Source organism: Hafnia alvei (assembly GCF_034424155.1).
Taxonomy (GTDB): domain Bacteria; phylum Pseudomonadota; class Gammaproteobacteria; order Enterobacterales; family Enterobacteriaceae; genus Hafnia; species Hafnia alvei.
In genome coordinates, this window is sequence record NZ_CP139992.1 from 134,421 (window position 1) to 161,344 (window position 26,924).

Annotated in this window: 21 protein-coding genes, 4 tRNA genes and 2 rRNA genes; 20 read left to right on the plus strand and 7 right to left on the minus strand. The window is 49.0% G+C overall.

The annotated features are described in order from the left end of the window. Positions 1 to 40: 40 nt before the first annotated feature. The 6 genes from U0008_RS00630 (at position 41) to U0008_RS00655 (ending at position 4,010) form a co-directional block, all read left to right on the plus strand. Positions 41 to 117, plus strand: a tRNA-Ile gene (locus U0008_RS00630). 131 nt (positions 118 to 248) lie between these two features. After that, positions 249 to 324, plus strand: a tRNA-Ala gene (locus tag U0008_RS00635). Between the two features lie 249 nt (positions 325 to 573). Then, positions 574 to 3,482, plus strand: a 23S ribosomal RNA gene (locus U0008_RS00640). A gap of 121 nt (positions 3,483 to 3,603) precedes the next feature. Next, positions 3,604 to 3,719, plus strand: a 5S ribosomal RNA gene (rrf, locus tag U0008_RS00645). An 87-nt stretch (positions 3,720 to 3,806) separates the two neighbouring features. After that, positions 3,807 to 3,883: transfer RNA gene (locus tag U0008_RS00650), tRNA-Asp, on the plus strand. A 51-nt stretch (positions 3,884 to 3,934) separates the two neighbouring features. Then, positions 3,935 to 4,010, plus strand: a tRNA-Trp gene (locus U0008_RS00655). Between the two features lie 155 nt (positions 4,011 to 4,165). Here the strand turns inward: U0008_RS00655 and hdfR are convergent. Continuing rightward, on the minus strand, positions 4,166 to 5,014 hold the full coding sequence (hdfR, locus tag U0008_RS00660; RefSeq protein ID WP_051874053.1) for an HTH-type transcriptional regulator HdfR: 849 nt from the start codon (positions 5,012 to 5,014) through the stop codon (positions 4,166 to 4,168). Between the two features lie 122 nt (positions 5,015 to 5,136). Between hdfR and U0008_RS00665 the strand changes: the two genes are divergently transcribed. Continuing rightward, a complete protein-coding gene (locus tag U0008_RS00665) occupies positions 5,137 to 5,475 on the plus strand; it encodes a MaoP family protein (protein WP_025802063.1) in 339 nt (112 codons plus the stop codon). A gap of 26 nt (positions 5,476 to 5,501) precedes the next feature. Here U0008_RS00665 and U0008_RS00670 read toward each other — a convergent pair whose 3' ends face one another. After that, positions 5,502 to 7,028, minus strand: coding sequence for a YifB family Mg chelatase-like AAA ATPase (locus U0008_RS00670; protein ID WP_043490171.1), 1,527 nt, complete (start codon positions 7,026 to 7,028; stop codon positions 5,502 to 5,504). 339 nt (positions 7,029 to 7,367) lie between these two features. On the opposite strand from U0008_RS00670, the gene U0008_RS00675 reads away from it, so the two are divergent. The 7 genes from U0008_RS00675 to ilvA all read left to right on the plus strand — a co-directional run bounded on the left by U0008_RS00675 (position 7,368) and on the right by ilvA (position 15,477). After that, positions 7,368 to 8,597, plus strand: coding sequence for an MFS transporter (locus U0008_RS00675; protein WP_043490176.1), 1,230 nt, complete (start codon positions 7,368 to 7,370; stop codon positions 8,595 to 8,597). 133 nt (positions 8,598 to 8,730) lie between these two features. Beyond that, the gene (gene ilvL / locus U0008_RS00680; protein WP_071778685.1) at positions 8,731 to 8,829 is read left to right on the plus strand and encodes an ilv operon leader peptide; all 99 of its coding nucleotides are present in this window, start codon (positions 8,731 to 8,733) and stop codon (positions 8,827 to 8,829) included. A gap of 140 nt (positions 8,830 to 8,969) precedes the next feature. Continuing rightward, positions 8,970 to 10,616, plus strand: a complete 1,647-nt coding sequence (ilvG, locus tag U0008_RS00685; RefSeq protein ID WP_043490178.1) for an acetolactate synthase 2 catalytic subunit — start codon at positions 8,970 to 8,972, stop codon at positions 10,614 to 10,616. After that, complete coding sequence (gene ilvM, locus U0008_RS00690; protein WP_080723891.1) at positions 10,613 to 10,888, plus strand: acetolactate synthase 2 small subunit; 276 nt, start codon at positions 10,613 to 10,615, stop codon at positions 10,886 to 10,888. Before ilvG ends, ilvM begins: the two co-directional genes overlap by 4 nt. A 72-nt stretch (positions 10,889 to 10,960) precedes the next feature. After that, positions 10,961 to 11,893: a branched-chain amino acid transaminase gene (locus U0008_RS00695; RefSeq protein WP_025802071.1), complete on the plus strand. Its 933-nt coding sequence runs from the start codon at positions 10,961 to 10,963 to the stop codon at positions 11,891 to 11,893. A gap of 171 nt (positions 11,894 to 12,064) precedes the next feature. After that, a complete protein-coding gene (gene ilvD, locus U0008_RS00700) occupies positions 12,065 to 13,915 on the plus strand; it encodes a dihydroxy-acid dehydratase (protein WP_043490181.1) in 1,851 nt (616 codons plus the stop codon). Positions 13,916 to 13,935: 20 nt separating this feature from the next. Continuing rightward, positions 13,936 to 15,477, plus strand: a complete 1,542-nt coding sequence (ilvA, locus tag U0008_RS00705) for a threonine ammonia-lyase, biosynthetic (RefSeq protein WP_043490258.1) — start codon at positions 13,936 to 13,938, stop codon at positions 15,475 to 15,477. Positions 15,478 to 15,498: 21 nt separating this feature from the next. Here ilvA and ilvY read toward each other — a convergent pair whose 3' ends face one another. Beyond that, positions 15,499 to 16,380 (minus strand): HTH-type transcriptional activator IlvY, encoded by an 882-nt coding sequence (gene ilvY, locus U0008_RS00710; RefSeq protein ID WP_043490184.1) that lies wholly within the window; start codon positions 16,378 to 16,380, stop codon positions 15,499 to 15,501. Between the two features lie 210 nt (positions 16,381 to 16,590). Between ilvY and ilvC the strand changes: the two genes are divergently transcribed. Beyond that, entirely contained in the window at positions 16,591 to 18,072 is a 1,482-nt protein-coding gene (gene ilvC / locus U0008_RS00715; RefSeq protein ID WP_025802079.1) for a ketol-acid reductoisomerase, read from the plus strand. Positions 18,073 to 18,139: 67 nt separating this feature from the next. Here ilvC and ppiC read toward each other — a convergent pair whose 3' ends face one another. From ppiC to U0008_RS00730, 3 genes are read right to left on the minus strand one after another with little or no spacing between them, the layout of a single operon-like run. After that, positions 18,140 to 18,421: a peptidylprolyl isomerase PpiC gene (gene ppiC / locus U0008_RS00720; protein WP_043490186.1), complete on the minus strand. Its 282-nt coding sequence runs from the start codon at positions 18,419 to 18,421 to the stop codon at positions 18,140 to 18,142. A gap of 47 nt (positions 18,422 to 18,468) precedes the next feature. Further along, positions 18,469 to 18,849, minus strand: coding sequence for a RidA family protein (locus U0008_RS00725; protein ID WP_043490189.1), 381 nt, complete (start codon positions 18,847 to 18,849; stop codon positions 18,469 to 18,471). Further along, positions 18,846 to 19,832: a threo-3-hydroxy-L-aspartate ammonia-lyase gene (locus U0008_RS00730; RefSeq protein WP_043490191.1), complete on the minus strand. Its 987-nt coding sequence runs from the start codon at positions 19,830 to 19,832 to the stop codon at positions 18,846 to 18,848. Before U0008_RS00730 ends, U0008_RS00725 begins: the two co-directional genes overlap by 4 nt. An 80-nt stretch (positions 19,833 to 19,912) precedes the next feature. On the opposite strand from U0008_RS00730, the gene U0008_RS00735 reads away from it, so the two are divergent. From U0008_RS00735 to U0008_RS00755, 5 genes are all read left to right on the plus strand, one after another. Next, positions 19,913 to 20,590: a helix-turn-helix transcriptional regulator gene (locus tag U0008_RS00735; protein ID WP_046360330.1), complete on the plus strand. Its 678-nt coding sequence runs from the start codon at positions 19,913 to 19,915 to the stop codon at positions 20,588 to 20,590. A gap of 79 nt (positions 20,591 to 20,669) precedes the next feature. Beyond that, positions 20,670 to 22,694: a DNA helicase Rep gene (rep, locus tag U0008_RS00740; protein ID WP_043490193.1), complete on the plus strand. Its 2,025-nt coding sequence runs from the start codon at positions 20,670 to 20,672 to the stop codon at positions 22,692 to 22,694. A gap of 239 nt (positions 22,695 to 22,933) precedes the next feature. Further along, entirely contained in the window at positions 22,934 to 24,172 is a 1,239-nt protein-coding gene (locus tag U0008_RS00745) for a metal-dependent hydrolase family protein (RefSeq protein WP_043490195.1), read from the plus strand. A gap of 142 nt (positions 24,173 to 24,314) precedes the next feature. After that, complete coding sequence (locus U0008_RS00750) at positions 24,315 to 24,899, plus strand: MarC family protein (RefSeq protein ID WP_025802093.1); 585 nt, start codon at positions 24,315 to 24,317, stop codon at positions 24,897 to 24,899. An 8-nt stretch (positions 24,900 to 24,907) separates the two neighbouring features. Continuing rightward, positions 24,908 to 25,339 carry a MarR family winged helix-turn-helix transcriptional regulator gene (locus U0008_RS00755; RefSeq protein ID WP_025802095.1) on the plus strand — a complete coding sequence of 144 codons (432 nt, stop codon included), beginning with the start codon at positions 24,908 to 24,910 and terminating at the stop codon, positions 25,337 to 25,339. A 90-nt stretch (positions 25,340 to 25,429) separates the two neighbouring features. Here the strand turns inward: U0008_RS00755 and ppx are convergent, their stop codons facing one another. After that, complete coding sequence (gene ppx, locus U0008_RS00760; RefSeq protein WP_043490197.1) at positions 25,430 to 26,923, minus strand: exopolyphosphatase; 1,494 nt, start codon at positions 26,921 to 26,923, stop codon at positions 25,430 to 25,432. Position 26,924 lies beyond the last annotated feature (1 nt).

The following is a 26,924-nucleotide window of genomic DNA, read 5'->3' on the forward strand; positions in this document are numbered from 1 at the left end:
GATTGTCTGATGAAGAATAACGAGCAGAATACCTTTATATAGGCTTGTAGCTCAGGTGGTTAGAGCGCACCCCTGATAAGGGTGAGGTCGGTGGTTCAAGTCCACTCAGGCCTACCAAATTCTTACTCATACTGCGTTGTCGTCACGCATCGTTTGCAATAGCAAACTTCGCATGACTCCGCCTTGTCTGAGAAAGAATTAAACTCTTCTATGAGTGGTAATGTATAAAGGTAAACTGTTGACTGTATGGGGTTATAGCTCAGCTGGGAGAGCGCCTGCCTTGCACGCAGGAGGTCTGCGGTTCGATCCCGCATAGCTCCACCATTACTTTTGTTTGCGATAAATAATAGTATTCAGTCTCAAAAACATACTTCAGAGTGTATTGGAAACAGTATGCTGCGAAGTATTTTGCTCTTTAACAATCTGGAACAAGCTGAAATTTGAAAGCTTAAGCAACTGTGAGACACACTGACACAGTTTGCATTAAGCAGTCTCTCAATTTTTTGCAATCTTGAATGCTGTCTTGAACCGGTTCGTAACCGCGTTCACTAAAAAGACACCTTCGGGTTGTGAGGTTAAGTGACTAAGCGTACACGGTGGATGCCTAGGCAGTCAGAGGCGATGAAGGACGTGCTAATCTGCGATAAGCGTCGGTAAGCTGATATGAAGCGTTATAACCGACGATTTCCGAATGGGGAAACCCAGTGTGATTCGTCACACTATCGTTAAGTGAATACATAGCTTAACGAAGCGAACCAGGGGAACTGAAACATCTAAGTACCCTGAGGAAAAGAAATCAACCGAGATTCCCCTAGTAGCGGCGAGCGAACGGGGAGCAGCCCAGAACCTTAATCAGCGTATGTGTCAGAGGAACGGTCTGGAAAGTCCGGCGATACAGGGTGATAGCCCCGTACTTGAAAATGCATACGTTGTGAGTTCGATGAGTAGGGCGGGACACGTGACATCCTGTCTGAATATGGGGGGACCATCCTCCAAGGCTAAATACTCCTGACTGACCGATAGTGAACCAGTACCGTGAGGGAAAGGCGAAAAGAACCCCGGCGAGGGGAGTGAAATAGAACCTGAAACCGTGTACGTACAAGCAGTGGGAGCCTCTTTTATGGGGTGACTGCGTACCTTTTGTATAATGGGTCAGCGACTTATATTTTGTAGCAAGGTTAACCGAATAGGGGAGCCGTAGGGAAACCGAGTCTTAACTGGGCGTCAAGTTGCAAGGTATAGACCCGAAACCCGGTGATCTAGCCATGGGCAGGTTGAAGGTTGGGTAACACTAACTGGAGGACCGAACCGACTAATGTTGAAAAATTAGCGGATGACTTGTGGCTGGGGGTGAAAGGCCAATCAAACCGGGAGATAGCTGGTTCTCCCCGAAAGCTATTTAGGTAGCGCCTCGTGAACTCATCTTCGGGGGTAGAGCACTGTTTCGACTAGGGGGTCATCCCGACTTACCAACTCGATGCAAACTACGAATACCGAAGAATGTTATCACGGGAGACACACGGCGGGTGCTAACGTCCGTCGTGAAGAGGGAAACAACCCAGACCGCCAGCTAAGGTCCCAAAGTCATAGTTAAGTGGGAAACGATGTGGGAAGGCATAGACAGCCAGGATGTTGGCTTAGAAGCAGCCATCATTTAAAGAAAGCGTAATAGCTCACTGGTCGAGTCGGCCTGCGCGGAAGATGTAACGGGGCTAAACTATGCACCGAAGCTGCGGCAGCGACACTTAGGTGTTGTTGGGTAGGGGAGCGTTCTGTAAGCCGTTGAAGGTGGCTCGTGAGGGTTGCTGGAGGTATCAGAAGTGCGAATGCTGACATAAGTAACGATAAAGCGGGTGAAAAACCCGCTCGCCGGAAGACCAAGGGTTCCTGTCCAACGTTAATCGGGGCAGGGTGAGTCGACCCCTAAGGCGAGGCCGAAAGGCGTAGTCGATGGGAAACAGGTTAATATTCCTGTACTCGGTGTTACTGCGAAGGGGGGACGGAGAAGGCTAGGCTATCCGGGCGACGGTTGTCCCGGTTTAAGCGTGTAGGGGGAAAGCGTTGGTAAATCCGCGCTTTTATTAACCCTGAGGCGTGATGACGAGTCACTACGGTGATGAAGTAGTTGATGCCAAGCTTCCAGGAAAAGCCTCTAAGCTCTAGGTAACATTGAATCGTACCCCAAACCGACACAGGTGGTCAGGTAGAGAATACCAAGGCGCTTGAGAGAACTCGGGTGAAGGAACTAGGCAAAATGGTGCCGTAACTTCGGGAGAAGGCACGCTGGCGCGTAGGTGAAGTCCCTTGCGGATGGAGCTGAAGCCAGTCGAAGATACCAGCTGGCTGCAACTGTTTAATAAAAACACAGCACTGTGCAAACACGAAAGTGGACGTATACGGTGTGACGCCTGCCCGGTGCTGGAAGGTTAATTGATGGGGTCAGCCGCAAGGCGAAGCTCTTGATCGAAGCCCCAGTAAACGGCGGCCGTAACTATAACGGTCCTAAGGTAGCGAAATTCCTTGTCGGGTAAGTTCCGACCTGCACGAATGGCGTAATGATGGCCAGGCTGTCTCCACCCGAGACTCAGTGAAATTGAACTCGCTGTGAAGATGCAGTGTACCCGCGGCAAGACGGAAAGACCCCGTGAACCTTTACTATAGCTTGACACTGAACATTGAGCCTTGATGTGTAGGATAGGTGGGAGGCTTTGAAGCGTGGACGCCAGTCTGCGTGGAGCCAACCTTGAAATACCACCCTTTAATGTTTGATGTTCTAACTCCGGTCCCTAATCGGGATTGAGGACAGTGTCTGGTGGGTAGTTTGACTGGGGCGGTCTCCTCCTAAAGAGTAACGGAGGAGCACGAAGGTTAGCTAATCACGGTCGGACATCGTGAGGTTAGTGCAATGGCATAAGCTAGCTTGACTGCGAGAGTGACGGCTCGAGCAGGTACGAAAGTAGGTCATAGTGATCCGGTGGTTCTGAATGGAAGGGCCATCGCTCAACGGATAAAAGGTACTCCGGGGATAACAGGCTGATACCGCCCAAGAGTTCATATCGACGGCGGTGTTTGGCACCTCGATGTCGGCTCATCACATCCTGGGGCTGAAGTAGGTCCCAAGGGTATGGCTGTTCGCCATTTAAAGTGGTACGCGAGCTGGGTTTAGAACGTCGTGAGACAGTTCGGTCCCTATCTGCCGTGGGCGTTGGAAGATTGAGAGGGGCTGCTCCTAGTACGAGAGGACCGGAGTGGACGCATCACTGGTGTTCGGGTTGTCATGCCAATGGCATTGCCCGGTAGCTAAATGCGGAAAAGATAAGCGCTGAAAGCATCTAAGCGCGAAACTTGCCTCGAGATGAGTCTTCCCTGAGACCTTGAGTCTCCTAAAGGAACGTTTAAGACTAAGACGTTGATAGGCTGGGTGTGTAAGCGTAGCGATACGTTGAGCTAACCAGTACTAATGATCCGTGAGGCTTAACCTTACAACACCGAAGGTGTTTTAAGACGCAGAGACGCGAAAACACAAAGAGTAAGCTTGTTGAACAGATTGGATTGACTGGTGAGCTGTAGAGATACGGAGCACGGGTTAATTAACAGAATATGCCTGGCGGCGATAGCGCGGTGGTCCCACCTGACCCCATGCCGAACTCAGAAGTGAAACGCCGTAGCGCCGATGGTAGTGTGGGGTCTCCCCATGCGAGAGTAGGGAACTGCCAGGCTTTAAATTCGTTCCTTTTCCTTTGACACGGAAAATAGCAGGAACAAACTGACATCAGACGAATGCTGATGTGAGAGAAAGAATCGGTGGAGCGGTAGTTCAGTTGGTTAGAATACCTGCCTGTCACGCAGGGGGTCGCGGGTTCGAGCCCCGTCCGTTCCGCCACTTATTTATGTTATGCCTGCTTGAACGCAGGGGTAATAGTAAGCGTTCTTTAGGGGCGTAGCTCAGTTGGTAGAGCACCGGTCTCCAAAACCGGGTGTCGCGAGTTCGAGTCTCTCCGCCCCTGCCATACAAATAGCCTTCCGCTTGCGGAGGGCTTTTTTGCGTTTTAGCGCAGAAAAAACTTAAAATTAAGACTTACCCTTCAGCGGTTTTCCAAAATACCTACCTAAATGTTCTAAGTTGTTGGGGCAATTTCATACTATCACCCCCAACATTGACGCTCTACAATGCCAAAAATGACTTTGGCTGCTCTAGATGATAATTTATCAACGACTGCGTTAAATACTTAATCTCCTCTTTCCTGTCACTGTTGTGGAGCCATACGGCGTAAATTGGCCGCGTTAGGGCTTCCTGAGAGCTATCAACTTGGAAGTGATTCGGATGCCAATGTGCTGGGAAAAATGCTCTTCCTCCTGCTTGGATCATGACCTGTTCGGCAAGCGCGATTGAGCTGGTCGTTAACATTGGGGGATTATTGTTGCTAGTAAGCTGTTCATCAAAACGGGCAAAATCCGCCCCCCACTCTAAGCGAATATAGGGAAGGTCATCGGTTGCTCCTTCTCCTGCGGATGTAAGAAGTTGCAGTGTGAACTCGCCGACTTTTTCTGTTGATAGCTCCTCCATCTTTGGGACCTCTGTTGTTATCAGTAGGTCCAGATGGCGTTCATGCAGCTGTCTAACATGGGTATGTCTTTGTCCAATACGAGCTTCAAGCAAGAGTTCAGGTTTATGCTTATAGACGCCTGCTAGCCATGAGATAAGCAGCGATTCCCACATCATTGCTGGAGCACCAATCGATAATTCTTTGTGCTGTCGGCTCTTAAGAACTTCTTTTTTAGCCAATAGCCATGTTTCCATCAGTTTTTCTGCGTACGGAACCAGACGTTCTCCTGCCTCGGTTAGCTGGATATTATTGCGGTGGCGAGTGAAAAGATCGGCACCAACTTGTGTTTCAAGCTGACGAATACGGAAGCTAACCGCTGATTGTGTTAGATAAAGCGTTTCAGCGGCTTTGCCAAAGTGTCTTGTTCTGCTCACTTCTAAGAAGGTTTTTAGTAATTCGCTATCCACTGTCTCTCCAATAAAAATATTAATCATGATGATTTAAATGTTTTGTTTTACACGTTGTCAAGCCTAACTAATACTCCGCGCCATAAGTGGTACAGCAATAAGAAAATTTAGGAGTGTGTCAGATGGCGGAAAGCTTCAGTACCAATCATCGTTTTTTTGACAATAAACATTATCCTCGTGGTTTTTCACGTCACGGCGATTTCACAATTAAAGAAGCTCAGGTTCTTGAGCGTTTTGGTTATGCGTTTAACGAGCTCGATTTAGGGACTCGTGAGCCACAAACTGAAGAAGAACAACTCTTTGTTGCTGTATGCCGTGGCGAACGTCAGCCTGCGACAGAAGCAGAGAAGATTTGGTCGAAGTATATTGCACGCATTCGTCGTCCTAAGCGTTTCCACACCTTGTCCGGCGGTAAACCGCAGATGGATACGGTGGAAGAATACACTGACAGTGATGACTAAAAACTCGGGGCCTTTGGCCCCGTTTTTTATTGCAGTGCCTGATGGAGATGTTGGATTAAACGATCCATTGAGCGATAGCTGAGTGCCTCTGCAATATGAATTCGGCTGATGTTGTCACTTTGTGCAAGATCTGCAATAGAACGAGCAACTTTTAGTATTCGATGCCAAGCCCTAACCGATAATCCCATCTTCTCTAGCGCTTGTTCCAGAAATGCCGCATCTTCTTGAGATAGTGAGCATACCCTATCCATCTCTTTGCCTGCCAAGTGTGCGTTGAGCTTTCCCGATCGTTGATACTGTTTTTCTCGTGCTAAACAGACTCGTTGGCGAATAACCTCGCTGCTTTCTCCAACGCGTTTTTGAATGCTAAGAACGCCTGCGGGTAACAATGGCACTTCAATAGAGAGGTCAAAACGATCTAAAAATGGGCCTGATAAGCGGGATAGATATTTGAGTATCTGCTGTGGTGGTGTACGAGCATGAATGCCTTTGTAATGTCCTGTCGGACTTGGATTCATAGCAGCAACTAATTGTACCCTTGCAGGGAAAGTGACTTTTGCCAGTGCCCTAGAAATACATGCTTCGCCAGACTCAAGCGGTTCGCGCAGAGCATCCAACACTCGCCGTTCAAACTCGGGCAGTTCATCCAAAAATAATACCCCGTTATGTGCCAGAGAAATCTCTCCGGGTCTTGGCAAAGACCCACCTCCAATGAGTGCTGCCATTGAAGCACTGTGATGTGGGGTTCTAAATGGCCGCTGGTAACAAGATTGCCCCGTGGTTGATTGATGTACCAAACTAGCGACCGCCGCACTCTCTAAAGCCTCTTCGGTGGTTAACGGTGGCAATATGCTATTAAGGCGGCTGGCTAACATAGTTTTCCCTGTGCCGGGTGGCCCCAATAACAATAAGTTGTGGCCGCCTGTGGCGGCGATTTCTAAAGCTCTTCGTGCCTGTTCTTGGCCAATAATATCCCGCATATCCTTTGTGTTGGGAGATTGGGAGGATAGCTGAGAGACCTTCGGTGGTAGAAGCGGTGATTCACCGCTGAGATAATCACAAACCTGAAGAAGATGATTGGCAATGAGATGGGGCTGTTGTTCTCCAAGCAGGCCAAGCTCTTCCTCATTTTCCTCTGGTGCGATTAATTTACGCTGATGATGCTGTGCGGCCATAGCTGCTGGTATAGCGCCCTGAATGCGCCGTAGTGCGCCTGAAAGGCCCAATTCACCGAGTAACTCTAATCCTTCCACAGAAGTCGCGCTAAGCTGCTCAGAAGCAATCAAAATGGCGATTGCAATGGGAAGATCGTAGCGACCGCCCTCTTTGGGAAGATCTGCGGGAGCCAAATTCACCGTGATACGTTTTGCCGGGAAAGTAAAACCGCAATTTATGATGGCGCTTCTTACGCGGTCTTTAGCCTCTTTCACGGTCGCCTCAGGCAAACCTACTAATGTAAAACCGGGAAGTCCGGTACTGATGTGTGCTTCAACGCTCACGGCGGGTGCCTGCACGCCGATTGCTGCACGGGTATTAATCATCGCCACTGACATAGTCACCTCCATGTTGAAGAGCATCATGTGGCGAATAGCGGAGTGGCGTCAGAACGAGATACTGACTTTGTGTTATTGATTCCAGCATTTCAGTGTCTTGCATAATGTAGTCGACTTGAAACTGCGAGCCAGGTTTGGTGTTGGCAACAAAAATTAACATTTCACATACAATATTTAACAAAGATAGCATGCTAATTATTTTGGCCCTGCCGCCGAGAGGGTTATATTTAACATTAGTAATACAAAATGACATTCTGCATAACAAATAACAGGCTGTGCAGTCGTCACTAATAAAAATGCTAATAAAAACGCCTCATACTCTACGGTAGGGAATTCATTATGTTTGGTTGGTCAAGCCAGCAGCGTAACGTTGCTATTGCGAGCTTTCTTAGTTGGACGCTCGATGCTTTTGATTTTTTCATCCTCGTATTTTTACTCAGTGATATCGCCAAGGCGTTTAACGTTGGTATGGAAGAGGTCACGTTGGCGATCTTGCTCACGCTAGCCGTGCGGCCTATCGGTGCATTGCTGTTTGGGCGAGCGGCCGAGAAGTACGGCCGTCGGCCAATCTTGATGGTCAATATCCTCTTCTTTTCGATCTTCGAGTTGCTCTCCGCTGCAGCGCCATCTCTGACCATGTTCTTAGTGCTCAGAGTGCTGTATGGCGTGGCGATGGGGGGGATCTGGGGCGTTGCATCATCTTTGGCAATGGAGACCATACCAGACCGCTCACGTGGATTAATGTCAGGGATATTTCAGGCAGGTTACCCCTTCGGCTATCTCCTAGCTGCGGTGGTATACGGCTCGCTGTTTGAAATTGTCGGCTGGCGTGGCCTGTTTGTGATTGGCGCTATCCCGATTATTTTATTGCCATTTATTTACTTTAAAGTACCCGAATCACCGGTTTGGCTGGCTGCTCGTGAGCGCAAAGAAAGCACTGCGCTTCTCCCCGTTTTGAAGAGCCACTGGAAGCTTTGTATTTACCTCGTTTTGTTGATGGCTGCGTTCAATTTCTTCAGCCACGGTACTCAGGATATGTATCCGGCGTTTTTGAAAATTCAGCATGGTTTCGATCCTAAAACCGTCAGTATCATCGCTATTAGCTACAATATCGCATCAATTATCGGTGGTGTGTTCTTTGGCGTGTTGTCGGAAAAAATTGGCCGTAAAAAGGCGATTATTATTGCGGCGGCGCTGGCCTTACCTGTTATCCCGCTGTGGGCGTTCTCTGGGGGCTCGCTCATGCTAGGCATTGGCGCATTCCTAATGCAGTTCATGGTGCAAGGGGCTTGGGGCGTTATTCCTACTTACCTTAATGAGCTGGTTCCCGCTAATACACGCGCGGTGTTACCGGGGTTTGTATATCAACTGGGTAACCTGATTGCTTCGGTGAACGCGACGCTTCAGGCGACGATTGCTGAAAGCCATGGGCAGAACTATGGTTTGGCGATGGCGATTATTGCGGGCAGTGTTGCAGTGGCAATCATTGTGCTGATTTCTTTTGGTCGAGATACTCGAGGCGCCTCTTTAGGGAGAAAAATTTCGGCCGAAGAAACCTCAATAAAATGATGTTAAATCATGATATTGGACGCGATTTGAGCCGTTTTTGCTTATTGGTTACGCAAAAAAATTATTGTCAGACGGCAAAGAACTGTGATAACTCTTTAAGCATTAGCTCAGAAGGCAACAGAAAAAACTATTTATGAAAACTCTCGTCCAAGTACTCAGCCTCGTCGTGATTAGTGTGGTGGTGATTATTATCCCACCGTGCGGGGCAGCACTTGGACGAAGAAAGGCTTAAAAATCAGGCCTGAATCAAACGAGAACCCCCGCACCGAAAGGTCCGGGGGTTTTTTTTCGCAATGAAAAAGTGATGGGGAACAGCAAATGGCTAACAGAATAAAATCCTGTTGTCCCAGTAAAAGGGCGGGGAATTAAGCTATGAATGGAGCACAGTGGGTAGTACAAGCGTTGCGTGCACAGGGTGTTGATAAAGTTTTCGGCTACCCTGGCGGTGCAATCATGCCGGTATACGATGCGTTGTATGACGGTGGTGTGGAACACCTACTGTGTCGCCATGAGCAAGGCGCGGTGATCGCTGCCATTGGTTATGCCCGCGCTACGGGCAAACCAGGAGTGTGTATTGCAACTTCAGGCCCGGGTGCAACCAACCTGATTACGGGTTTAGCGGATGCCATGCTGGATTCTGTTCCCGTTGTCGCCATCACAGGCCAAGTCGGTTCTGCTCTGATTGGTACCGATGCTTTTCAAGAAATTGATGTTTTAGGGCTGTCATTGGCATGTACCAAGCACAGCTTTTTAGTTGAGTCGCTGGATGCTTTGCCCGGTATCATGGCTGAAGCTTTTGCCGTTGCGATGGGGGGGCGTCCGGGCCCGGTCTTAATTGATATCCCTAAAGATATTCAACTGGCCGAAGGTGAGTTGGCTGCGCATTTGTCTGCCGTTACCGAAGTCATGCCCGCCTGTGAAACCGGCTTAATGCAGGCGCGTGAATTGTTAGCTCAGGCTAAAAAACCGATGTTGTATGCCGGCGGTGGCGTGGGGATGGCGCAGGCTGTTCCTGCATTGCGCGAATTCGTTAATGCAACCGGCATCCCTACTGTAGCCACGTTAAAGGGCCTGGGAGCACCGGATGCCACTCATCCATGCTATTTAGGGATGTTAGGCATGCACGGCACCAAGGCTGCTAATCTGGCGGTGCAGCAATGCGATTTGCTGATTGCCGTGGGGGCACGTTTTGACGATCGGGTGACCGGCAAGCTGAACGCTTTTGCACCTCATGCCAAAGTTATTCATATGGATATCGACCCTGCTGAGATGAGCAAGCTGCGTCAGGCCCACATAGAGCTGTGCGGTGATTTAAATCATATGCTGCCAGCGCTGAGTCAGCCGTTGAGCATTGGAGAATGGCAGTATGACGTTATAGGTCTGAAGGCCGAGCATCCGTGGCGCTACGATCACCCCGGTCAGGCTATTTATGCCCCGTTGTTTCTGAAACAGTTATCTGATCGTAAACCCGCCAGCGCGGTTGTAACAACTGATGTAGGCCAGCACCAAATGTGGACTGCACAGCATATGCAGTTTACTCGCCCAGAAAATTTCATCACCTCGAGCGGTTTAGGCACCATGGGATTTGGCGTCCCGGCGGCCGTCGGTGCGCAAATGGCGCGCCCAGACGATATGGTCATCTGTGTCTCAGGCGATGGCTCTTTCATGATGAACGTGCAGGAATTAGGCACCATCAAACGTAAAAAACTGCCGGTAAAAATAGTCCTGCTGGATAACCAGCGCTTAGGCATGGTGCGTCAATGGCAGCAGCTGTTTTTTGACGGGCGCTATAGCGAAACCAACTTATCCGATAATCCTGATTTCTTAATGCTGGCCAGCGCTTTTGGTATCGCAGGCCAGCGTATTACCCGTAAAGATCAAGTCGACGCCGCACTGGATGCGCTGTTAAACAGCGAAGGTCCGTACCTGCTCCATGTCTCCATCGACGAATTAGAGAATGTCTGGCCTTTAGTTCCGCCGGGCGCAGGCAATGAATCTATGATGGAGAAAATATCATGATGCAGTTAACATCCTTGCAACATCAATTGGCGATTCAGGCACGTTTCCGCCCAGAGGTTTTAGAGCGGGTACTCCGCGTTATCCGTCACCGTGGCTTCCAAGTTTGTGCTATGAATATGGCTCAGATGTTGGATTCAGACAGTGTGAACATTGAACTAACGGTGTCTAGCCAGCGTCCAATCAACCTGCTTTCATCGCAGTTGAGTAAATTGATGGATGTTGCTTGCGTTGAAGTGCAGCCGCATGCGGCTCACCAACAAGCGGCCGGTTAGCGGCCTACGCTGGCACTAGAAACGAATAATATTAATTAAATATCGCGCATCAGACGCAACAAGGAAAAAAGAATGACCACGAAGAAAGCGGATTACATTTGGTTCAATGGCGAGATGGTTCCATGGGCAGAGGCTAAAGTGCACGTTATGTCTCATGCGCTGCATTACGGGACTTCCGTGTTCGAAGGCGTGCGCTGCTATGACACCAATAACGGCCCTGCAGTTTTCCGCCACCGCGAACATATGCAGCGTCTGCGCGACTCCGCCAAAATTTACCGTATGCCTGTCTCCTACAGCGTCGATGAGCTGATGGAGGCCTGCCGCGAAACTCTGCGCAAAAACAATCTGACCAGCGCCTATATTCGTCCATTGGTCTTCGTGGGTGATGTGGGTATGGGCGTAAATCCACCTGAAGGCTACAACACCGATGTGATTATCGCCGCATTCCCATGGGGCGCTTATCTGGGTGCTGATGCGCTGGATCAGGGCATCGATGCACAGGTTTCTTCATGGAATCGCGCCGCGCCGAATACGATCCCAACGGCGGCAAAAGCCGGTGGTAACTATCTTTCTTCTCTGCTGGTGGGTTCTGAAGCACGTCGCCATGGCTATCAGGAAGGTATTGCTCTGGATGTTCATGGTTATGTGTCTGAAGGTGCAGGTGAAAACTTATTTATGGTGAAAGACGGTGTGATTTTCACTCCGCCATTTACGTCGGCGGCACTGCCGGGTATTACGCGTGATGCGATCATCAAGCTGGCGAAAAACGCCGGTTTTGAAATTCGTGAGCAGGTGATGTCACGTGAATCTCTGTATCTGGCAGACGAAGTCTTTATGTCTGGTACCGCAGCGGAAATTACGCCGGTACGTAGCGTTGACGGCATTCAGGTGGGTATTGGCCGCTGTGGCCCAATCACCAAACAGATTCAAGAAGCGTTCTTCGGCCTGTTCACTGGCAAAACTGAAGATCAGTGGGGCTGGTTGGATTTAGTCAACGCGAAGTAATTGAAGCGACAGACAGGGTATTTACCAAAAAATAACCTCGGAATACGTCGAGTTGCAGACAATCATCACACATGCAGCTTGAAGTAGGACGAGGACAAGTCGGGCGGTTCGTTCCCGCCCGCATAAATAGATAAAAGCCTGAACACAGGCTTACGCTGGAGTGAATTAAGCATGCCAAAGTATCGTTCCTCAACAACCACACATGGCCGTAATATGGCGGGCGCTCGCGCATTATGGCGAGCAACGGGAATGACAGACGCGGATTTCGGTAAGCCGATTATTGCCGTGGTTAACTCGTTTACCCAGTTCGTGCCGGGCCATGTTCATCTGCGCGATCTGGGCAAACTGGTTGCAGAGCAGATCGAGGCTTCTGGCGGCGTAGCCAAAGAATTCAATACCATTGCGGTGGATGACGGTATTGCCATGGGGCACGGCGGGATGCTGTATTCCCTGCCTTCCCGTGAGCTCATTGCGGACTCCGTAGAATATATGGTCAATGCGCACTGTGCTGATGCCATGGTGTGTATTTCCAACTGCGACAAAATCACCCCCGGGATGCTGATGGCATCTCTGCGTTTGAATATTCCGGTGATCTTTGTTTCCGGTGGCCCGATGGAAGCGGGTAAAACCAAATTATCTGATCAGATCATTAAACTGGATCTGGTGGATGCCATGATTCAGGGTGCTAACCCGAACGTGTCGGATGCAGACAGCGAGCAAATTGAGCGCTCTGCGTGCCCAACCTGCGGCTCCTGCTCTGGGATGTTTACCGCTAACTCCATGAACTGTTTAACCGAAGCGTTAGGGCTATCCCAACCGGGCAATGGTTCTCTGCTGGCGACCCATGCAGACCGCAAAGATCTGTTCCTGAATGCAGGCAAACGCATTGTGGACCTGACCAAGCGCTACTATGAGCAAGATGACGACCGCGTGCTGCCGCGCAATATCGCTAACAAAGCGGCATTTGAGAATGCGATGACGTTAGACATTGCTATGGGCGGCTCCACCAATACCGTTCTGCACCTGTTGGCTTCGGCTCAGGAAGGTGAAGTTGATTTCACCATGACGGACATTGACCGCCTGTCGCGTAAAGTTCCTCATCTGTGCAAAGTGGCGCCAAGTACGCAGAAATACCATATGGAGGATGTGCATCGCGCAGGCGGTGTGATCGGTATTTTGGGTGAGTTGGATCGTGCGGGGCTGTTAAATCGCGAAGTGAACAACGTTCTGGGGATGACACTGCCTGAAACGCTGGCTGCCTATGACGTCATGGTCACAGAAGATGAAAGCGTCAAAAAGATGTATACCGCAGGGCCTGCGGGTGTCCGTACCACCAAAGCGTTCTCGCAGGAATGCCGCTGGGATTCTCTGGATACTGACCGCCAAGAGGGCTGTATCCGAACCCGTGAATTTGCCTATAGCCAAGACGGTGGATTAGCCGTGCTATATGGCAATATCGCGGAAGATGGCTGCATCGTAAAAACCGCCGGTGTGGAAAAAGAGAGCCTGATTTTCCGTGGCCCAGCAAAAGTATATGAAAGCCAAGATGCGGCGGTAGACGCTATTCTGGGCGGTAAAGTGGTGGCGGGTGACGTGGTAGTTATTCGCTACGAAGGCCCAAAAGGCGGCCCTGGGATGCAAGAAATGTTGTATCCAACCACCTATCTAAAATCGATGGGATTGGGTAAAAGCTGCGCGCTGATCACCGATGGTCGTTTCTCTGGCGGCACATCGGGTTTGTCGATTGGGCACGTTTCGCCAGAGGCGGCGAGCGGTGGCATCATCGCGTTGGTGCAAGACGGTGACATGATTGATATCAACATCCCACAGCGCGGCATTCAATTAGACGTTGCCGAAAGCGAACTGGCGAGTCGTCGTGAACAAGAGTTGGCGCGTGGTGATGCCGCATGGACACCGAAAGCGCGTGAGCGTCAGGTATCCTTTGCGCTACGAGCCTATGCGATGTTGGCCACCAGCGCAGACCGTGGCGCTGTGCGCGATAAATCTAAGCTGGGGGGCTAATCATGACTTCCTCAGCCAATATGCAAAAAGAAGTGCTTCCCAGCCAGCCCTGCGGGGCTGAATACCTACGCGCGGTACTTCGTGCGCCGGTTTATGAGGTTGCACAGGTCACACCGTTGCAGACTATGACGAAACTGTCTGAACGCGTCGGCAATACCATTTTAGTGAAACGCGAAGATCGCCAGCCCGTACACAGTTTTAAACTACGCGGTGCCTACGCGATGATCGCAGGCCTTGATGAAGAGCAAAAATCTCACGGCGTTGTGACGGCATCAGCGGGAAATCATGCACAAGGTGTGGCGCTTTCTGCTTCGCGTTTAGGTATCAAATCTACCATCGTCATGCCGGTTTCAACCGCTGATATTAAAGTAGACGCGGTGCGAGGTTTTGGTGGTGAAGCCGTGCTGTATGGTGCGAACTTTGACGAAGCCAAAGCCTATGCCATTGAATTAGCCAAAACCAGAAACCTCACTTTTGTTCCTCCTTTTGACCATCCTGCGGTTATTGCTGGCCAAGGCACTTTGGCCATGGAGTTATTGCAGCAGGATGCCCATCTGGATCGCGTATTTGTTCCCGTCGGCGGCGGTGGCTTAGCCGCTGGCGTGGCTGTGCTGATCAAGCAACTGATGCCACAGATCAAAGTGATCGGCGTTGAGGCGGAAGATTCTGCCTGTCTACGTGCCGCGCTGGATGCCGGTCATCCAGTGGATTTAGCTCGCGTCGGGCTATTTGCCGAAGGCGTGGCGGTTAAGCGCATCGGCGATGAGACTTTCCGCCTGTGCCGTGAATATCTAGATGATGTGATCACCGTGGATAGTGATGCGATCTGCGCTGCGGTAAAAGATCTTTTCGAAGATGTGCGTGCGGTTGCAGAACCCTCTGGTGCTTTGGCGCTGGCAGGGCTGAAAAAGTATGTTCAACAGCATCAGATTCAGGGCGAACGCTTGGCCCATGTGCTGTCTGGGGCGAATCTTAATTTCCACGGTTTACGTTATGTCTCTGAGCGCTGTGAATTAGGTGAACAGCGGGAAGCACTGTTGGCCGTTACCATTCCTGAGCAGCAGGGGAGTTTCCTCAAATTCTGTCAGCTGTTGGGTGGACGTGCGGTAACGGAGTTTAACTACCGCTACGCCGATGCGGATAACGCCTGCATTTTTGTTGGCGTACGCTTAACGCGTGGTTTGGCAGAGCGCCAGGAAATTTTGACGCTGCTGCAAGACGGTGGGTATCAGGTTGTAGACCTTTCCGACGATGAAATGGCGAAGCTGCACGTGCGCTATATGGTCGGAGGCCGTCCGTCTAAGCCGCTACAAGAGCGTCTTTATAGCTTTGAATTTCCTGAATCGCCGGGCGCACTGCTGAAGTTTTTAAGCACCTTAGGTACCCATTGGAATATTTCTCTTTTCCACTACCGTAGCCATGGTACGGATTTTGGGCGTGTTCTTGCTGCGTTTGAACGTGCAGACAGCGATCCGAATTTCGAATCGCGCCTACATGAACTGGGCTATGAATGCCACGATGAAACCGATAATTCGGCGTTTCGTTTCTTCTTAAAAGGCTAATTGGCGATTGCGTTCTGGTGGCTATAACAGCTGCCAGAACGCATGAATGAGCGGTTCCTCTAGGCGTTTTTTCTGCACACAAACGCCGAGTTCAAAAGGTGCCACCATCGCCACATGATCGAGTTCGGTAATACGTGCGCGAATAGATTCGGGACTGTTATCTAAAACTACGTCGGGTAACAGGGCGATACCACAGCCAAGAGCGACCATGGATACAATCGCTTCATGACCAGAAACGGTAGCGTAAATCTGCGGATTGCTGATTTTCTGTCTGCGAAACCAGAGATCTATTCGCTGACGCGACGGGCCATGTTCCGGCAAGATGAATGGAATTTGCGACCAGTCTGGCTGCTCGACTAGCGCTAGCGTGCGGACATGACAGGGAAGCGCGGGTGCAATCAAGCGCAGCGGTATTTCACCAATTTTGATGAACTCAATGCTGGTGGGCAGCGTTTCTGGTCGGCCAGCGATGCCGAGATCGGCTTCGTCTGACTGTATTTTGCTAACGGCGTCGGCGGCATCGCCGGTTGTGAGCTTGATTTCAACCAGCGGATGCAACGCTCGGAAGCGATCGAGTACAGAAGGTAAATGGCTATAGGCCGCGGTCACCGAGCAGAACAGACGCAGTTCACCGGTTAATGCAGGGCCCGTTTGACCGAGAGCGTTACGCAACTGCTGATATTGCAACAGCGTTTGCTGAGCAAAAGTTTTGAGCTGTTCGCCTGCGCTGGTAAGGCGTACATCGCGGTTATCGCGTAGAAAGAGCGGTTGCCCGAGTTCATCTTCCAGCCGTTGTATCTGGCGAGAAAGCGTTGAGGGACTCACATGCACCGCCTGTGCGGTGCGGCCAAAATGGCGCGAGTCAGCCAGATGAAGAAATAATTTTAAGTCTCGAAGATCCATGGGTGATTTCCGCTCATTACGTTGCAAAAAATGCAATGACATCTTCGTAATATATCAATTTAAGCAATACAAATCCTATCATATGATGGATTCATTCTCCTCGATGAGAACCTCCCCAATAGACAGGTGGGGAAGTAAAAAATAATGAACTTGCAGACGTCGCCTTTGAGCGAAAACACAACGTCAAACAACCAAACAATGGAGCAAACCATGGCTAATTATTTCAACACATTGAACCTGCGTCAGCAGTTGGCGCAACTGGGTAAGTGTCGCTTTATGGGACGCGAAGAATTTGCCGATGAAGCGGGATACCTGAAAGGTAAAAAAGTGGTGATCGTTGGCTGTGGTGCGCAGGGTTTGAACCAAGGTTTGAACATGCGTGACTCTGGTCTGGATGTGGCCTACGCATTGCGTGCTGAGGCGATTGCTGAGAAGCGCGCGTCATGGCGTAAGGCAACTGAAAATGGCTTTAAAGTAGGCACCTACGAAGAGTTGATCCCACAGGCCGATCTGGTGGTTAACCTGACGCCAGACAAACAGCATTCTGCGGTAGTGAAAGCGGTTCAGCCTTTGATGAAAGACGGTGCGGCGTTGGGCTATTCGCATGGTTTCAACATTGTTGAAGTTGGCGAGCAAATTCGTAAGGACATCACCGTTGTGATGGTGGCACCGAAGTGTCCGGGCACTGAAGTACGTGAAGAATATAAGCGTGGCTTTGGTGTGCCGACTCTGATTGCGGTTCACCCAGAAAACGATCCGAAAGGCGAAGGCATGGCGATAGCCAAAGCGTGGGCGGCGGCAACGGGTGGTCATCGTGCCGGTGTTCTGGAGTCTTCTTTCGTGGCAGAAGTAAAATCTGACCTGATGGGTGAGCAAACTATTCTGTGTGGCATGTTACAAGCGGGTTCACTGCTGTGCTTTGATAAGCTGGTGTCTGAGGGTACTGAACCTGCTTATGCCGAAAAACTGGTTCAGTTCGGCTGGGAAACCATTACCGAAGCGCTGAAACAGGGTGGTATCACGCTGATGATGGATCGTTTATCTAACCCTGCGAAGCTGCGCGCATACGCACTGTCAGAGCAACTGAAAGAAATTATGGCTCCGCTGTTCCAAAAACATATGGATGACATCATTTCTGGCGCGTTTTCGGGTGGCATGATGGCTGACTGGGCTGAAGACGATATCAAACTGCTGACCTGGCGCGAAGAAACCGGCAAAACTGCGTTTGAAACTGCGCCGCAGTTTGAAGGCAAAATTGCCGAGCAGGATTACTTCGACCAAGGTGTTCTGATGATTGCGATGGTAAAAGCAGGCGTTGAGCTGGCGTTTGAAACCATGGTGGCTTCCGGCATCATTGAAGAGTCTGCTTATTACGAATCGCTGCACGAGCTGCCGCTGATCGCGAATACCATTGCGCGTAAACGTCTGTATGAAATGAACGTGGTTATCTCTGATACTGCGGAATACGGTAACTATCTGTTTGCTAACGCGGCAGTGCCTTTGCTGAAAGAGAAATTCATGGCTTCTCTGCAAACCGGCGACTTAGGCAAAGCAGCTGGCACAACAACGGCGGTGGATAATGCCCAACTGCGCGATGTGAACGAAGCGATTCGCAATCATCCAATTGAAGCTGTGGGCCATAAACTGCGTGGCTACATGAAAGATATGAAGCGCATTGCCGTTGCGGGTTAATTTTGCGATATAGCAAAAAAATAGCAAAAAAGGCGCCTAGGCGCCTTTTTTATTGCTTACATCTAAACTAGCTACGATAAAGCACTTTGATGATGTGGTAGCCAAACTGGGTATGCAGCGGGCCATAAGGCTCTAGCAGCGGGCAGGAGAACACCACTTTATCGAACGCAGGAACCATCTGGCCCTGACGGAATTCACCCAAATGACCGCCTTTTTTGCCCGACGGGCAGATTGAATGCTTCTTGGCCAGCTTCTCGAAATCGCCGCCGTTTTTGAGCTGCTCAAGAAGATCCAGAGCCTGTTTTTCTTCCTTTACAAGGATATGCAATGCTGCCGCGTTTTTAGCCATCGGGGATACTCCAGATGAAGGCATTAGAGAAATTTTCCCTAGTGTACTCAGCCTAGGGCTATTTCCGCAATGGCGCTCATCTCCAGCAGTGCTCCATAATGCAGCGCAGAACATGGCACGACGGTACGAGCAGGGCGGTGATCACCTATCCACTGTGCATAAAGTCGATTAAATTCTGACCACAATGCGACATCACTGAGATAGACCTGCACATTCACCAGATGCTGTTTATTAATTCCGGTCGTCTCTAACAGGATGTCGATATTGTTAAAAACGGTCTGCGCCTGTTCAGCTAATTCACCCTGTGGCTGTGGGCTTGTGAGCGAGATGGGTAACTGCCCAGAGATGTACAGGCTGTTGCCTGAAATTATCGCGGGTGAATAATGTCCACCGGGTGTGGGTAACCGATCTGAATGGACAATTTTCATAGTATGTTTTTCCCGCGCTTAAGGAAGTCAGCATAGGACTCAGCATCCACGTTGCCTCCGCTGACAATAATCCCCACGCGTGCACCGCGAATATCAATGGCGCCACTCATTGCGGCGGCAGCGGCCAAGCATCCTGTTGGTTCTACGACAATTTTCATTCTTTCCATGAAGAAACGCATTTGATCGCATAGCTGTTGATCGCTCACGGTAAGAATATCCTCAACGAAATTACGGATGATTGGGAAGGTGAGTTCACCGACGCATTGGGTTTGCGCACCATCGGCGATGGTGTTAGGAACCGCAATACTCACGCGTTCGCCCGTACGCAGCGATTGCTGCACGTCATTGCCGGCTTCAGGCTCAACGCCAAAGATACGGCAGTTCGGTGCCATATGCTTCGCGGCGATTGCACATCCAGAAAGCAGCCCGCCGCCGCCGGTACAGACGAACAAGAAATCGAGTTCGCCAACCTCTTCGAATAATTCCAGCGCGGAGGTACCTTGGCCAGCAATAACATGAGGATGGTTGTAGGGAGGGATAATACTTAAACCACGCTTGGCTGCCAGATCGGCGGCGATCGCTTCACGATCTTCGGTTTGGCGATTGTAAATAATGACTTCGGCACCGTATCCGCGTGTGGCGGCGAGTTTAGCCGCGGGGGCATCGTGTGGCATTACGATAGTCACGGGAACGTTGAGCTCACGAGCTGCTAACGCCATCGCCTGAGCATGGTTCCCTGAAGAGAATGCGACAACGCCGTTTTTCTTCTGCTCCGGCGTCAAATGGCTTATTGCGTTATAAGCGCCGCGAAATTTAAATGCGCCAATACGCTGGTAGTTTTCACACTTAAAAAACAGGCTTGCGCCGGTTAAAGCGTTGGCTTGAGTAGAGGTCAGAACCGGCGTGCGGTGCGCTGCTGCTTTAATGATATTTGCAGCCTCACGCACATCATCTGCGCTGACTGTCATGGGTAACAGGGGCATTATTTTCTCCTCGGGGTGCAATTTGCTTTGTCATTTTGTATAATTTTATACGATCAGTAAAATAAAAAGGAAAGCGCTATATGAAAAATAATGAAGAGATCCCGATAGAAACCTTAAGCGAGAACCAGTTATTGCTGCGTGAAGGGGCCAAAATTGCTAAGGCATTAGGTGAAATGTTTGCCCCGACCTGCGAAGTCGTTTTGCACGATCTTTGTAATCCTCTACATTCCATTGTGGCGATAGAACAGCCCCTTTCAGGGCGTAAAATCGGCGATCCATCAACGGAAATGGGGCTGGCACGTATACGCGATCCTCAGTATCCAGACGTGGTGCAAAACTACGGTAATCGATTCCCAGATGGTCGGCCGGCAAAAAGTACGTCGATAGGTTTGCGTAACAGCCAGGGCGAATACGTGGCTGCGTTATGCCTGAATATGGATGTTTCGCTGCTTGATTCCGTTCAGCGCGTGTTGTCGCAATTGACGTCAGTAGATAGCGAACAGGCACCGACGCAGGAAAGTTTGCGCAGTAGTTTTGGTTCGAAAGATGTGAAGCGTGCCATCGAAGATTATGCGGCAGCGATGTCGAGCCAACCGCGGGCACTTTCAGCTCCACAGCGTAAGGTATTGATTCGTCATCTGGCGACATCTGGTCTTTTACAACTGCGAGGCGCGGCGAAAATCGTGGCCGATGAGCTGGGGATTTCTCGTGCTTCGGTGTATAACGCATTGAAGGTGGAACCAACGCGCGGAGTGTAATTTCACCGCTGGGTTTCTGCTACAATTCGCCCCGTACTCGTTGTTATCTTGTCGCCATCATATTCAGGTTAAGTCATCCATGCGTTTAAATCCCGGTCAGCAGCAGGCTGTCGAATTTGTTACAGGTCCTTGTTTAGTTCTGGCTGGTGCCGGTTCGGGTAAGACCCGTGTTATTACCAACAAAATTGCGCATCTGATCCGAGAATGTGGCTATCAAGCACGCCATATTGCCGCCGTGACGTTTACCAATAAAGCCGCTCGCGAAATGAAAGAGCGCGTGGCGCAAACGCTCGGGCGTAAAGAAGCGCGCGGTCTGATGATTTCTACTTTCCATACATTGGGATTGGAGATTATCAAACGTGAATACAAAGCCTTGGGAATGAAGGCTAATTTTTCATTGTTCGACGATCAGGATCAGCTGGCTTTGCTGACGGATTTGACTGAACAATGGATCGAGAAAGATAAAGATCTGCTCAAGCAGCTGATTTCGACGATCTCAAATTGGAAAAACGATCTGATCGATCCCAAACAGGCAGCGGCTCATGCATTTTCTGAGCGTGATAAGCTGTTTGTGCACTGCTATCAGCTGTATGACGCGCAGCTAAAAGCCTGTAACGTGCTGGATTTTGATGACCTAATCCTGTTGCCAACGCTGCTGCTGCGCAGCAACGAAGAGGTGCGCGAGCGCTGGCAGCAACGCATTCGTTATCTGCTGGTGGATGAGTATCAAGATACCAACACCAGCCAGTATGAGCTGGTCAAACTGCTAGTGGGAAACCGTGCGCGTTTTACCGTGGTGGGTGATGACGATCAGTCGATTTACTCGTGGCGTGGTGCTCGACCACAAAACTTGGTGCTGCTTAAAGAAGACTTTCCGGCTTTGCAGGTGATAAAGCTGGAGCAGAACTATCGTTCATCTCAGCGTATTTTGAAGTCTGCCAATATTTTGATCGCCAATAATCCGCATGTTTTTGAAAAGCGGCTTTTTTCTGAGCTAGGCTACGGCGAAGAGCTGAAAATTATTACGGCAAATAATGAAGATCACGAGGCTGAACGCGTGGTGGGTGAGTTAATCGCTCATCACTTTATTAATAAAACCTCCTACAGCGACTATGCGATCTTGTATCGCGGTAACCATCAGTCACGTGTGTTTGAAAAGATGCTGATGCAAAACCGTATTCCATATCGTATCTCTGGCGGCACGTCGTTCTTCTCGCGTCCAGAAATTAAAGATTTGCTGGCTTATCTCCGCGTGTTGACCAATCCAGACGACGACAGCGCATTTTTGCGCATTGTGAATACCCCACGGCGTGAGATTGGCCCTGCAACGCTGCAAAAGCTCGGTGAATGGGCTAACCATCGTGGTATCAGTTTGTTCCGCGCCAGCTTTGATTTTGGCCTAAGCCAAACGTTGACCGGGCGAGGCTTAGAGTCGCTACAGCGCTTTACCCACTGGATGCAGGAAATCTCCACACTGTCTGAACGTGAGCCTATCGCGGCGGTGCGCGATCTTATTCACGGCGTTGACTATGAAAGCTGGTTGTTTGAGACATCACCCAGCCCGAAAGCCGCTGAAATGCGGATGAAAAACGTTAATCAGCTGTTTAGCTGGATGACAGAAATGCTGGATGGTAGCGATATTGATGAACCCATGACGCTGACTCAGGTTGTCACTCGCTTTACTCTGCGCGATATGATGGAGCGTGGCGAAAGCGAAGATGAGGCCGATCAGGTACAGCTAATGACGCTGCATGCCTCTAAAGGGCTTGAGTTTCCATACGTTTATCTAGTGGGGATGGAAGAAGGATTATTGCCACACCAGAGCAGCATCGATGAGGACAACGTCGATGAGGAGCGCCGCTTAGCCTATGTGGGCATTACGCGTGCGCAAAAGGAGCTGGTGTTCACGCTGTGCCGCGAACGTCGCCAATATGGCGAATTAGTGCGTCCAGAACCGAGCCGCTTCTTGCTTGAACTGCCGCAAGACGATCTGAAGTGGGAGAGCGAGCGCAAAGTTGTTAGTCCACAAGAAAGAATGCAAAAAGGGCAGGCCAGCATCGCGAATATCCGGGCGATGATGGAGAAGGCTAAAAACGGCGGCTGAGCGTCGCTGCAAACCATTAGTAGGCCGCGCGACCTAGTGTGCGGTCTATAATCTCCATGCATAAAACCTTCTGTGTATCATCTCTTCCCTCTTGATGAGGGCCTCGTGTTTATAATAAAAAAGAAAAAATAAAATACAAAGCATTGCTTTCTATTTGTCGTGAGAGTAGGATTTTTTACGTGGTAAAAAACATGAAAATAAACTTAATCATTTTATGAATAAAATCCTACGAGATAAATATGAAAATTCTATTGAAGAATGCCAATATTTTTGACGGAAAAAACAATGAAATAAAATCAGGAGATATCATTATTGATGGAGGATTTATACAGAGCATAACCAAAGACGTAGAAGTGATAGATAAAAATACACAGGTTATTGACCTACAGGGAAAGTACGTCATGCCTGGGCTTATTGATGCTCACGTTCATATTACCGCTAGCCGAATTGACCTAAATCAGGATTATGAATACCCAGGTTATATGTATGCGCGTAGTTTTCATTTTCTTAAGGACATGATCAATCGCGGATTCACTTCAGTGCGCGATGCTGGCGGTGCTGATGTTGGTATTAAAACAGCCGTAGAAGAGGGCGTAGTATTATCTCCCCGCTTATTTATTAGCGGTAGAGCCCTGTCACAGACAGGAGGGCACGGCGACTATCGACATAATTCAAGCGAGATGGTGACTTGCGCATGCAGCCTTTGCACTGGTTCTTCTATTTCGGTGATATGTGATGGTGTTCCTGCCGTACGCCAAGCTGCTCGAGAACAATTCAGGATTGGTGCGTCACAGATTAAAATGATGGCCGGTGGTGGGATTTCATCACCCACGGATAAGATAGATAACTTGCAATACTCTGATGATGAAATTATCGCTATTGTTGACGAAGCGACGCGCTTCCATAGCTACGTTATGGCTCACGCCTACACGCCGCAGGCCATTATCCGTTGTGTTAATCTTGGTGTGAAAACGATTGAACATGGCAATTTGTTAGATGCTGAATCCGCGCAGGCGATGTTTAACAATAAAGCATATCTTGTACCTACCCTGTCTATTTACAATGCCTTTATGATGAATAAAGACGATAGTGATTCAGGAATACCTGCTTCTGTTATTGAAAAATTAGAAGAAGTGCAAAGCCAGGCAATTAACTCTATTAATTTAGCAAGAAAATATAATGTTAAAATTGGGTTGGGGACAGATTTATTAGGGGATTATCAAAACTTTCAATATGATGAGTTTAAACTGCGTAGCCAAGTTGAAAGCGCATTTGATACGCTGCATTCTGCAACCTATGTCAATGCGGAGATCCTTAACATGAAAGGAAAACTAGGCATTGTAGATACACATGCTTTTGCAGACCTTATTGTTCTAGAAAATAACCCACTAGAAGATATTTCTGTTTTCTCTGACAAGAGAGATCAGGTTCTAATGGTGATTAAAAATGGTGACATTGTTAAAAATTTAATTAATTAAATTTAGCATAAGATATTTTACTTTTTATTTTAAATAACCACAATTCATAAATAATGCTCAGTATGTTATGTGCTGACGTTGGATTTATTTTATTTCAATGTACATATAACATACTATCATATTTTATGAAAAGGTAAGTATAATGCTTTCTCCTTATTTTCATAGTTTATCTTCGCTACTTGTTATAATTAATCCATTAACCATGTTTGCTCTTTTTATTTCTTACACTGGGCACATGACGAACAGTGAAATTTTAGCTATTGGTAAAAAAACAACATTGGCTGTCGCGATTACCTTATTAGTATTCGTTTGGTTTGGAATCCATATTTTTAGTATTTTTGGCATTAACATGGCCGCACTACAGTTAGCGGGTGGTCTATCTCTCCTTATAGGCTCTTTGAATGGGCTAAATAGTCGTGCTGATTCTGATAATACATTAAAAAATATAGCGATTGTTCCACTCTGCTTTCCGATTATTGCCGGGCCTGCGGCTATTTCTATTGTTATCAGCATGACAACAGAAACAGGAAATAGAGCGGCGGTAAGTTTCGCATCGCTAACAATTGCATTCATTTTAGGTGTTATGTTTCATTTCGCTGAGCCTATCTGCCAATGGCTTGGGGAAACAACTATGAATATAATTAAGAAAGTTTCATACTTGGTTCTTGCCTGTATTGGTGCCAAGCTGATGATGACCGGCTTTGTTTTCTACTTTCTGAGAGCATAGGAGATAATGTGAGGAAAGACTATGGCATATTGACCGACCTACTGCGTGAGAACCATACGCAATGGCAACAGCTGCTTGAGCCAACGTTAAATGAGCTCGGAGTGACTTTTGTGGATCGCATTATTCTTGATCAGCTAGCAAAGAGTGGCAGTATTTCAAAAAATGAGCTGGCAAAGTTGTTAGGAACAATGCACCAAAATTTAACTCGTTCGATTGGGCGATTAGAGCTACAGGGATTGTTGGTGAGCCAAAAATCAGCGTCTGATATGCGACAAGTTTATCTTGATATTACGCCGAAGGGTGAAAACATAAACAACATCATTAATACAAAAATTAATGAATGCTGGAATAGAATTTTTAGTGATGTTTCCAACGAAAATATTGAGCAACTAACCTCAATGCTGACTCTCATTAAGAATAAGCTTGTTGAGATTGAATAGGCTTGTGTGTGAACGGGTTGATATCTCGTCTGAAATAGAGGCTCTCAAAGCTTGATAGCTTAAAGAGCCTCAGTATTTGTGCGTATAATTTTACTCAATCTCTTCCACGAGCAGAGTCCAATGCACATAGCTTTGCCACAAACTTTCCTGATGCAGGTTTTCGGCTCTCAGAGGATGGGCATGTAGCCAACCTGCGGGGAGGACGAGGTGCAATGTGTCGCTTTCGGCCTTAAGGTTCAAAAGTGGCATTGTGTCGTCGCGGCGACGGCTGGCAAAGATGATCGCCAAGCGTAGAATACGACATAGACGGTGTGCAATATCCTGTGGAACAGCATTTTGCTGGTTGAGTACCTGCATATCTAGCGTGCCGGTTTGGTTTTGTAGCAGGGCAGCCAGAAGCTTCTTTTGCGCAGGAGTGAAACCCGGTAAGTCGAGGTTGCGGATGAGATAAGCGGCGTGCTGCGTTGACTGTTTAAAATCAACGCTTAAGCCAACTTCATGCAGCAGACATGCCCAGTGTAGTAGTTCTGCACTGCGGCTATCAATAGGCCACGTTTTAGATAATTGCAGGACAAAACTTTCTGCTAATAGGCTAACGCGTTCTGCCTGTTCAATATCAAGCTGGTAACGCCGTTGAATATTACGGATAGTGCGAGCTCGAATATCTTGCTCTACCGGTAAATCCAGCATGCCATAGACTAATCCCTCTCGGAGTGCGCCGCCGGATAACGTCATACTTTCGATATCTAACGTTTCAAAAATCGCAATCAGAATAGATAAGCCACTCGGGAATACCAGCGCACGCTCTAGCGTAAGCCCATCAATTTCAAGTTCTTCGAGTTTGCCACATTGGATTGCGCGTTGACGCATTTGTATCAGCTTATTGAGCGTGATACGTTCATCCATCCCCTGCGCTACCATGATTTCTTGCAGTGCTTGAACGGTACCTGACGCCCCGACGCAAATCTGCCAGCCGTGCTGTTTTAGGCTATCGGCTATCGGTAAAATCATTTCACGCGCAGCAGAGCCCGCGCGGTCAAAATTTTCCTGCGATAGATTACGATCGCTGAAAAAGCGCTCAAGCCATGTCACACAGCCCATGGGTAAACTGTGAAGAACATCCGCCGTTGCGCCTTTGCCTGCAGCTAACTCGGTACTGCCACCGCCGATATCGACAACTAAGCGTTGTGCAGACCCTCCGGTGGTATGCGCCACGCCTTGGTAAATCAGGCGAGCTTCTTCTTCCCCGCTGATCACCTGTACTGGGCGACCAAGGATTTCTTCTGCTTGGGTGATGAACTGCTGCGCATTTTTTGCAATACGCAACGTCGCCGTGGCGACCACCCTGATTTGTTCACGCGGAATATCCTGCAAACGTTCAGAGAACAAACGTAGGCATTGCCAACCACGCTGCATCGCTTCGTCAGAGAGCATATTATCGCTGTCTAAACCCGCTGCTAAACGTACTTTGCGCTTAATTCGGGCGAGTACCTGAATACTTCCCGCCACCTCACGCACAACCAGCATATGAAAGCTGTTAGAACCAAGATCAATAGCGGCATACAATGAGGCGGAGCTACGCATA

Coding starts and splice junctions, on each gene's coding strand:
- U0008_RS00665 (WP_025802063.1), top strand. CDS start 5,137: ATGGCGGAAAGCTTCAGTACCAATCATCGTTTTTTTGACAATAAACAT.
- U0008_RS00670 (WP_043490171.1), bottom strand. CDS start 7,028: ATGTCAGTGGCGATGATTAATACCCGTGCAGCAATCGGCGTGCAGGCA.
- U0008_RS00675 (WP_043490176.1), top strand. CDS start 7,368: ATGTTTGGTTGGTCAAGCCAGCAGCGTAACGTTGCTATTGCGAGCTTT.
- ilvL (WP_071778685.1), top strand. CDS start 8,731: ATGAAAACTCTCGTCCAAGTACTCAGCCTCGTCGTGATTAGTGTGGTG.
- ilvG (WP_043490178.1), top strand. CDS start 8,970: ATGAATGGAGCACAGTGGGTAGTACAAGCGTTGCGTGCACAGGGTGTT.
- ilvM (WP_080723891.1), top strand. CDS start 10,613: ATGATGCAGTTAACATCCTTGCAACATCAATTGGCGATTCAGGCACGT.
- U0008_RS00695 (WP_025802071.1), top strand. CDS start 10,961: ATGACCACGAAGAAAGCGGATTACATTTGGTTCAATGGCGAGATGGTT.
- ilvD (WP_043490181.1), top strand. CDS start 12,065: ATGCCAAAGTATCGTTCCTCAACAACCACACATGGCCGTAATATGGCG.
- ilvA (WP_043490258.1), top strand. CDS start 13,936: ATGCAAAAAGAAGTGCTTCCCAGCCAGCCCTGCGGGGCTGAATACCTA.
- ilvY (WP_043490184.1), bottom strand. CDS start 16,380: ATGGATCTTCGAGACTTAAAATTATTTCTTCATCTGGCTGACTCGCGC.
- ilvC (WP_025802079.1), top strand. CDS start 16,591: ATGGCTAATTATTTCAACACATTGAACCTGCGTCAGCAGTTGGCGCAA.
- ppiC (WP_043490186.1), bottom strand. CDS start 18,421: ATGGCTAAAAACGCGGCAGCATTGCATATCCTTGTAAAGGAAGAAAAA.
- U0008_RS00725 (WP_043490189.1), bottom strand. CDS start 18,849: ATGAAAATTGTCCATTCAGATCGGTTACCCACACCCGGTGGACATTAT.
- U0008_RS00730 (WP_043490191.1), bottom strand. CDS start 19,832: ATGCCCCTGTTACCCATGACAGTCAGCGCAGATGATGTGCGTGAGGCT.
- U0008_RS00735 (WP_046360330.1), top strand. CDS start 19,913: ATGAAAAATAATGAAGAGATCCCGATAGAAACCTTAAGCGAGAACCAG.
- rep (WP_043490193.1), top strand. CDS start 20,670: ATGCGTTTAAATCCCGGTCAGCAGCAGGCTGTCGAATTTGTTACAGGT.
- U0008_RS00745 (WP_043490195.1), top strand. CDS start 22,934: ATGAAAATTCTATTGAAGAATGCCAATATTTTTGACGGAAAAAACAAT.
- U0008_RS00750 (WP_025802093.1), top strand. CDS start 24,315: ATGCTTTCTCCTTATTTTCATAGTTTATCTTCGCTACTTGTTATAATT.
- ppx (WP_043490197.1), bottom strand. CDS start 26,923: ATGCGTAGCTCCGCCTCATTGTATGCCGCTATTGATCTTGGTTCTAAC.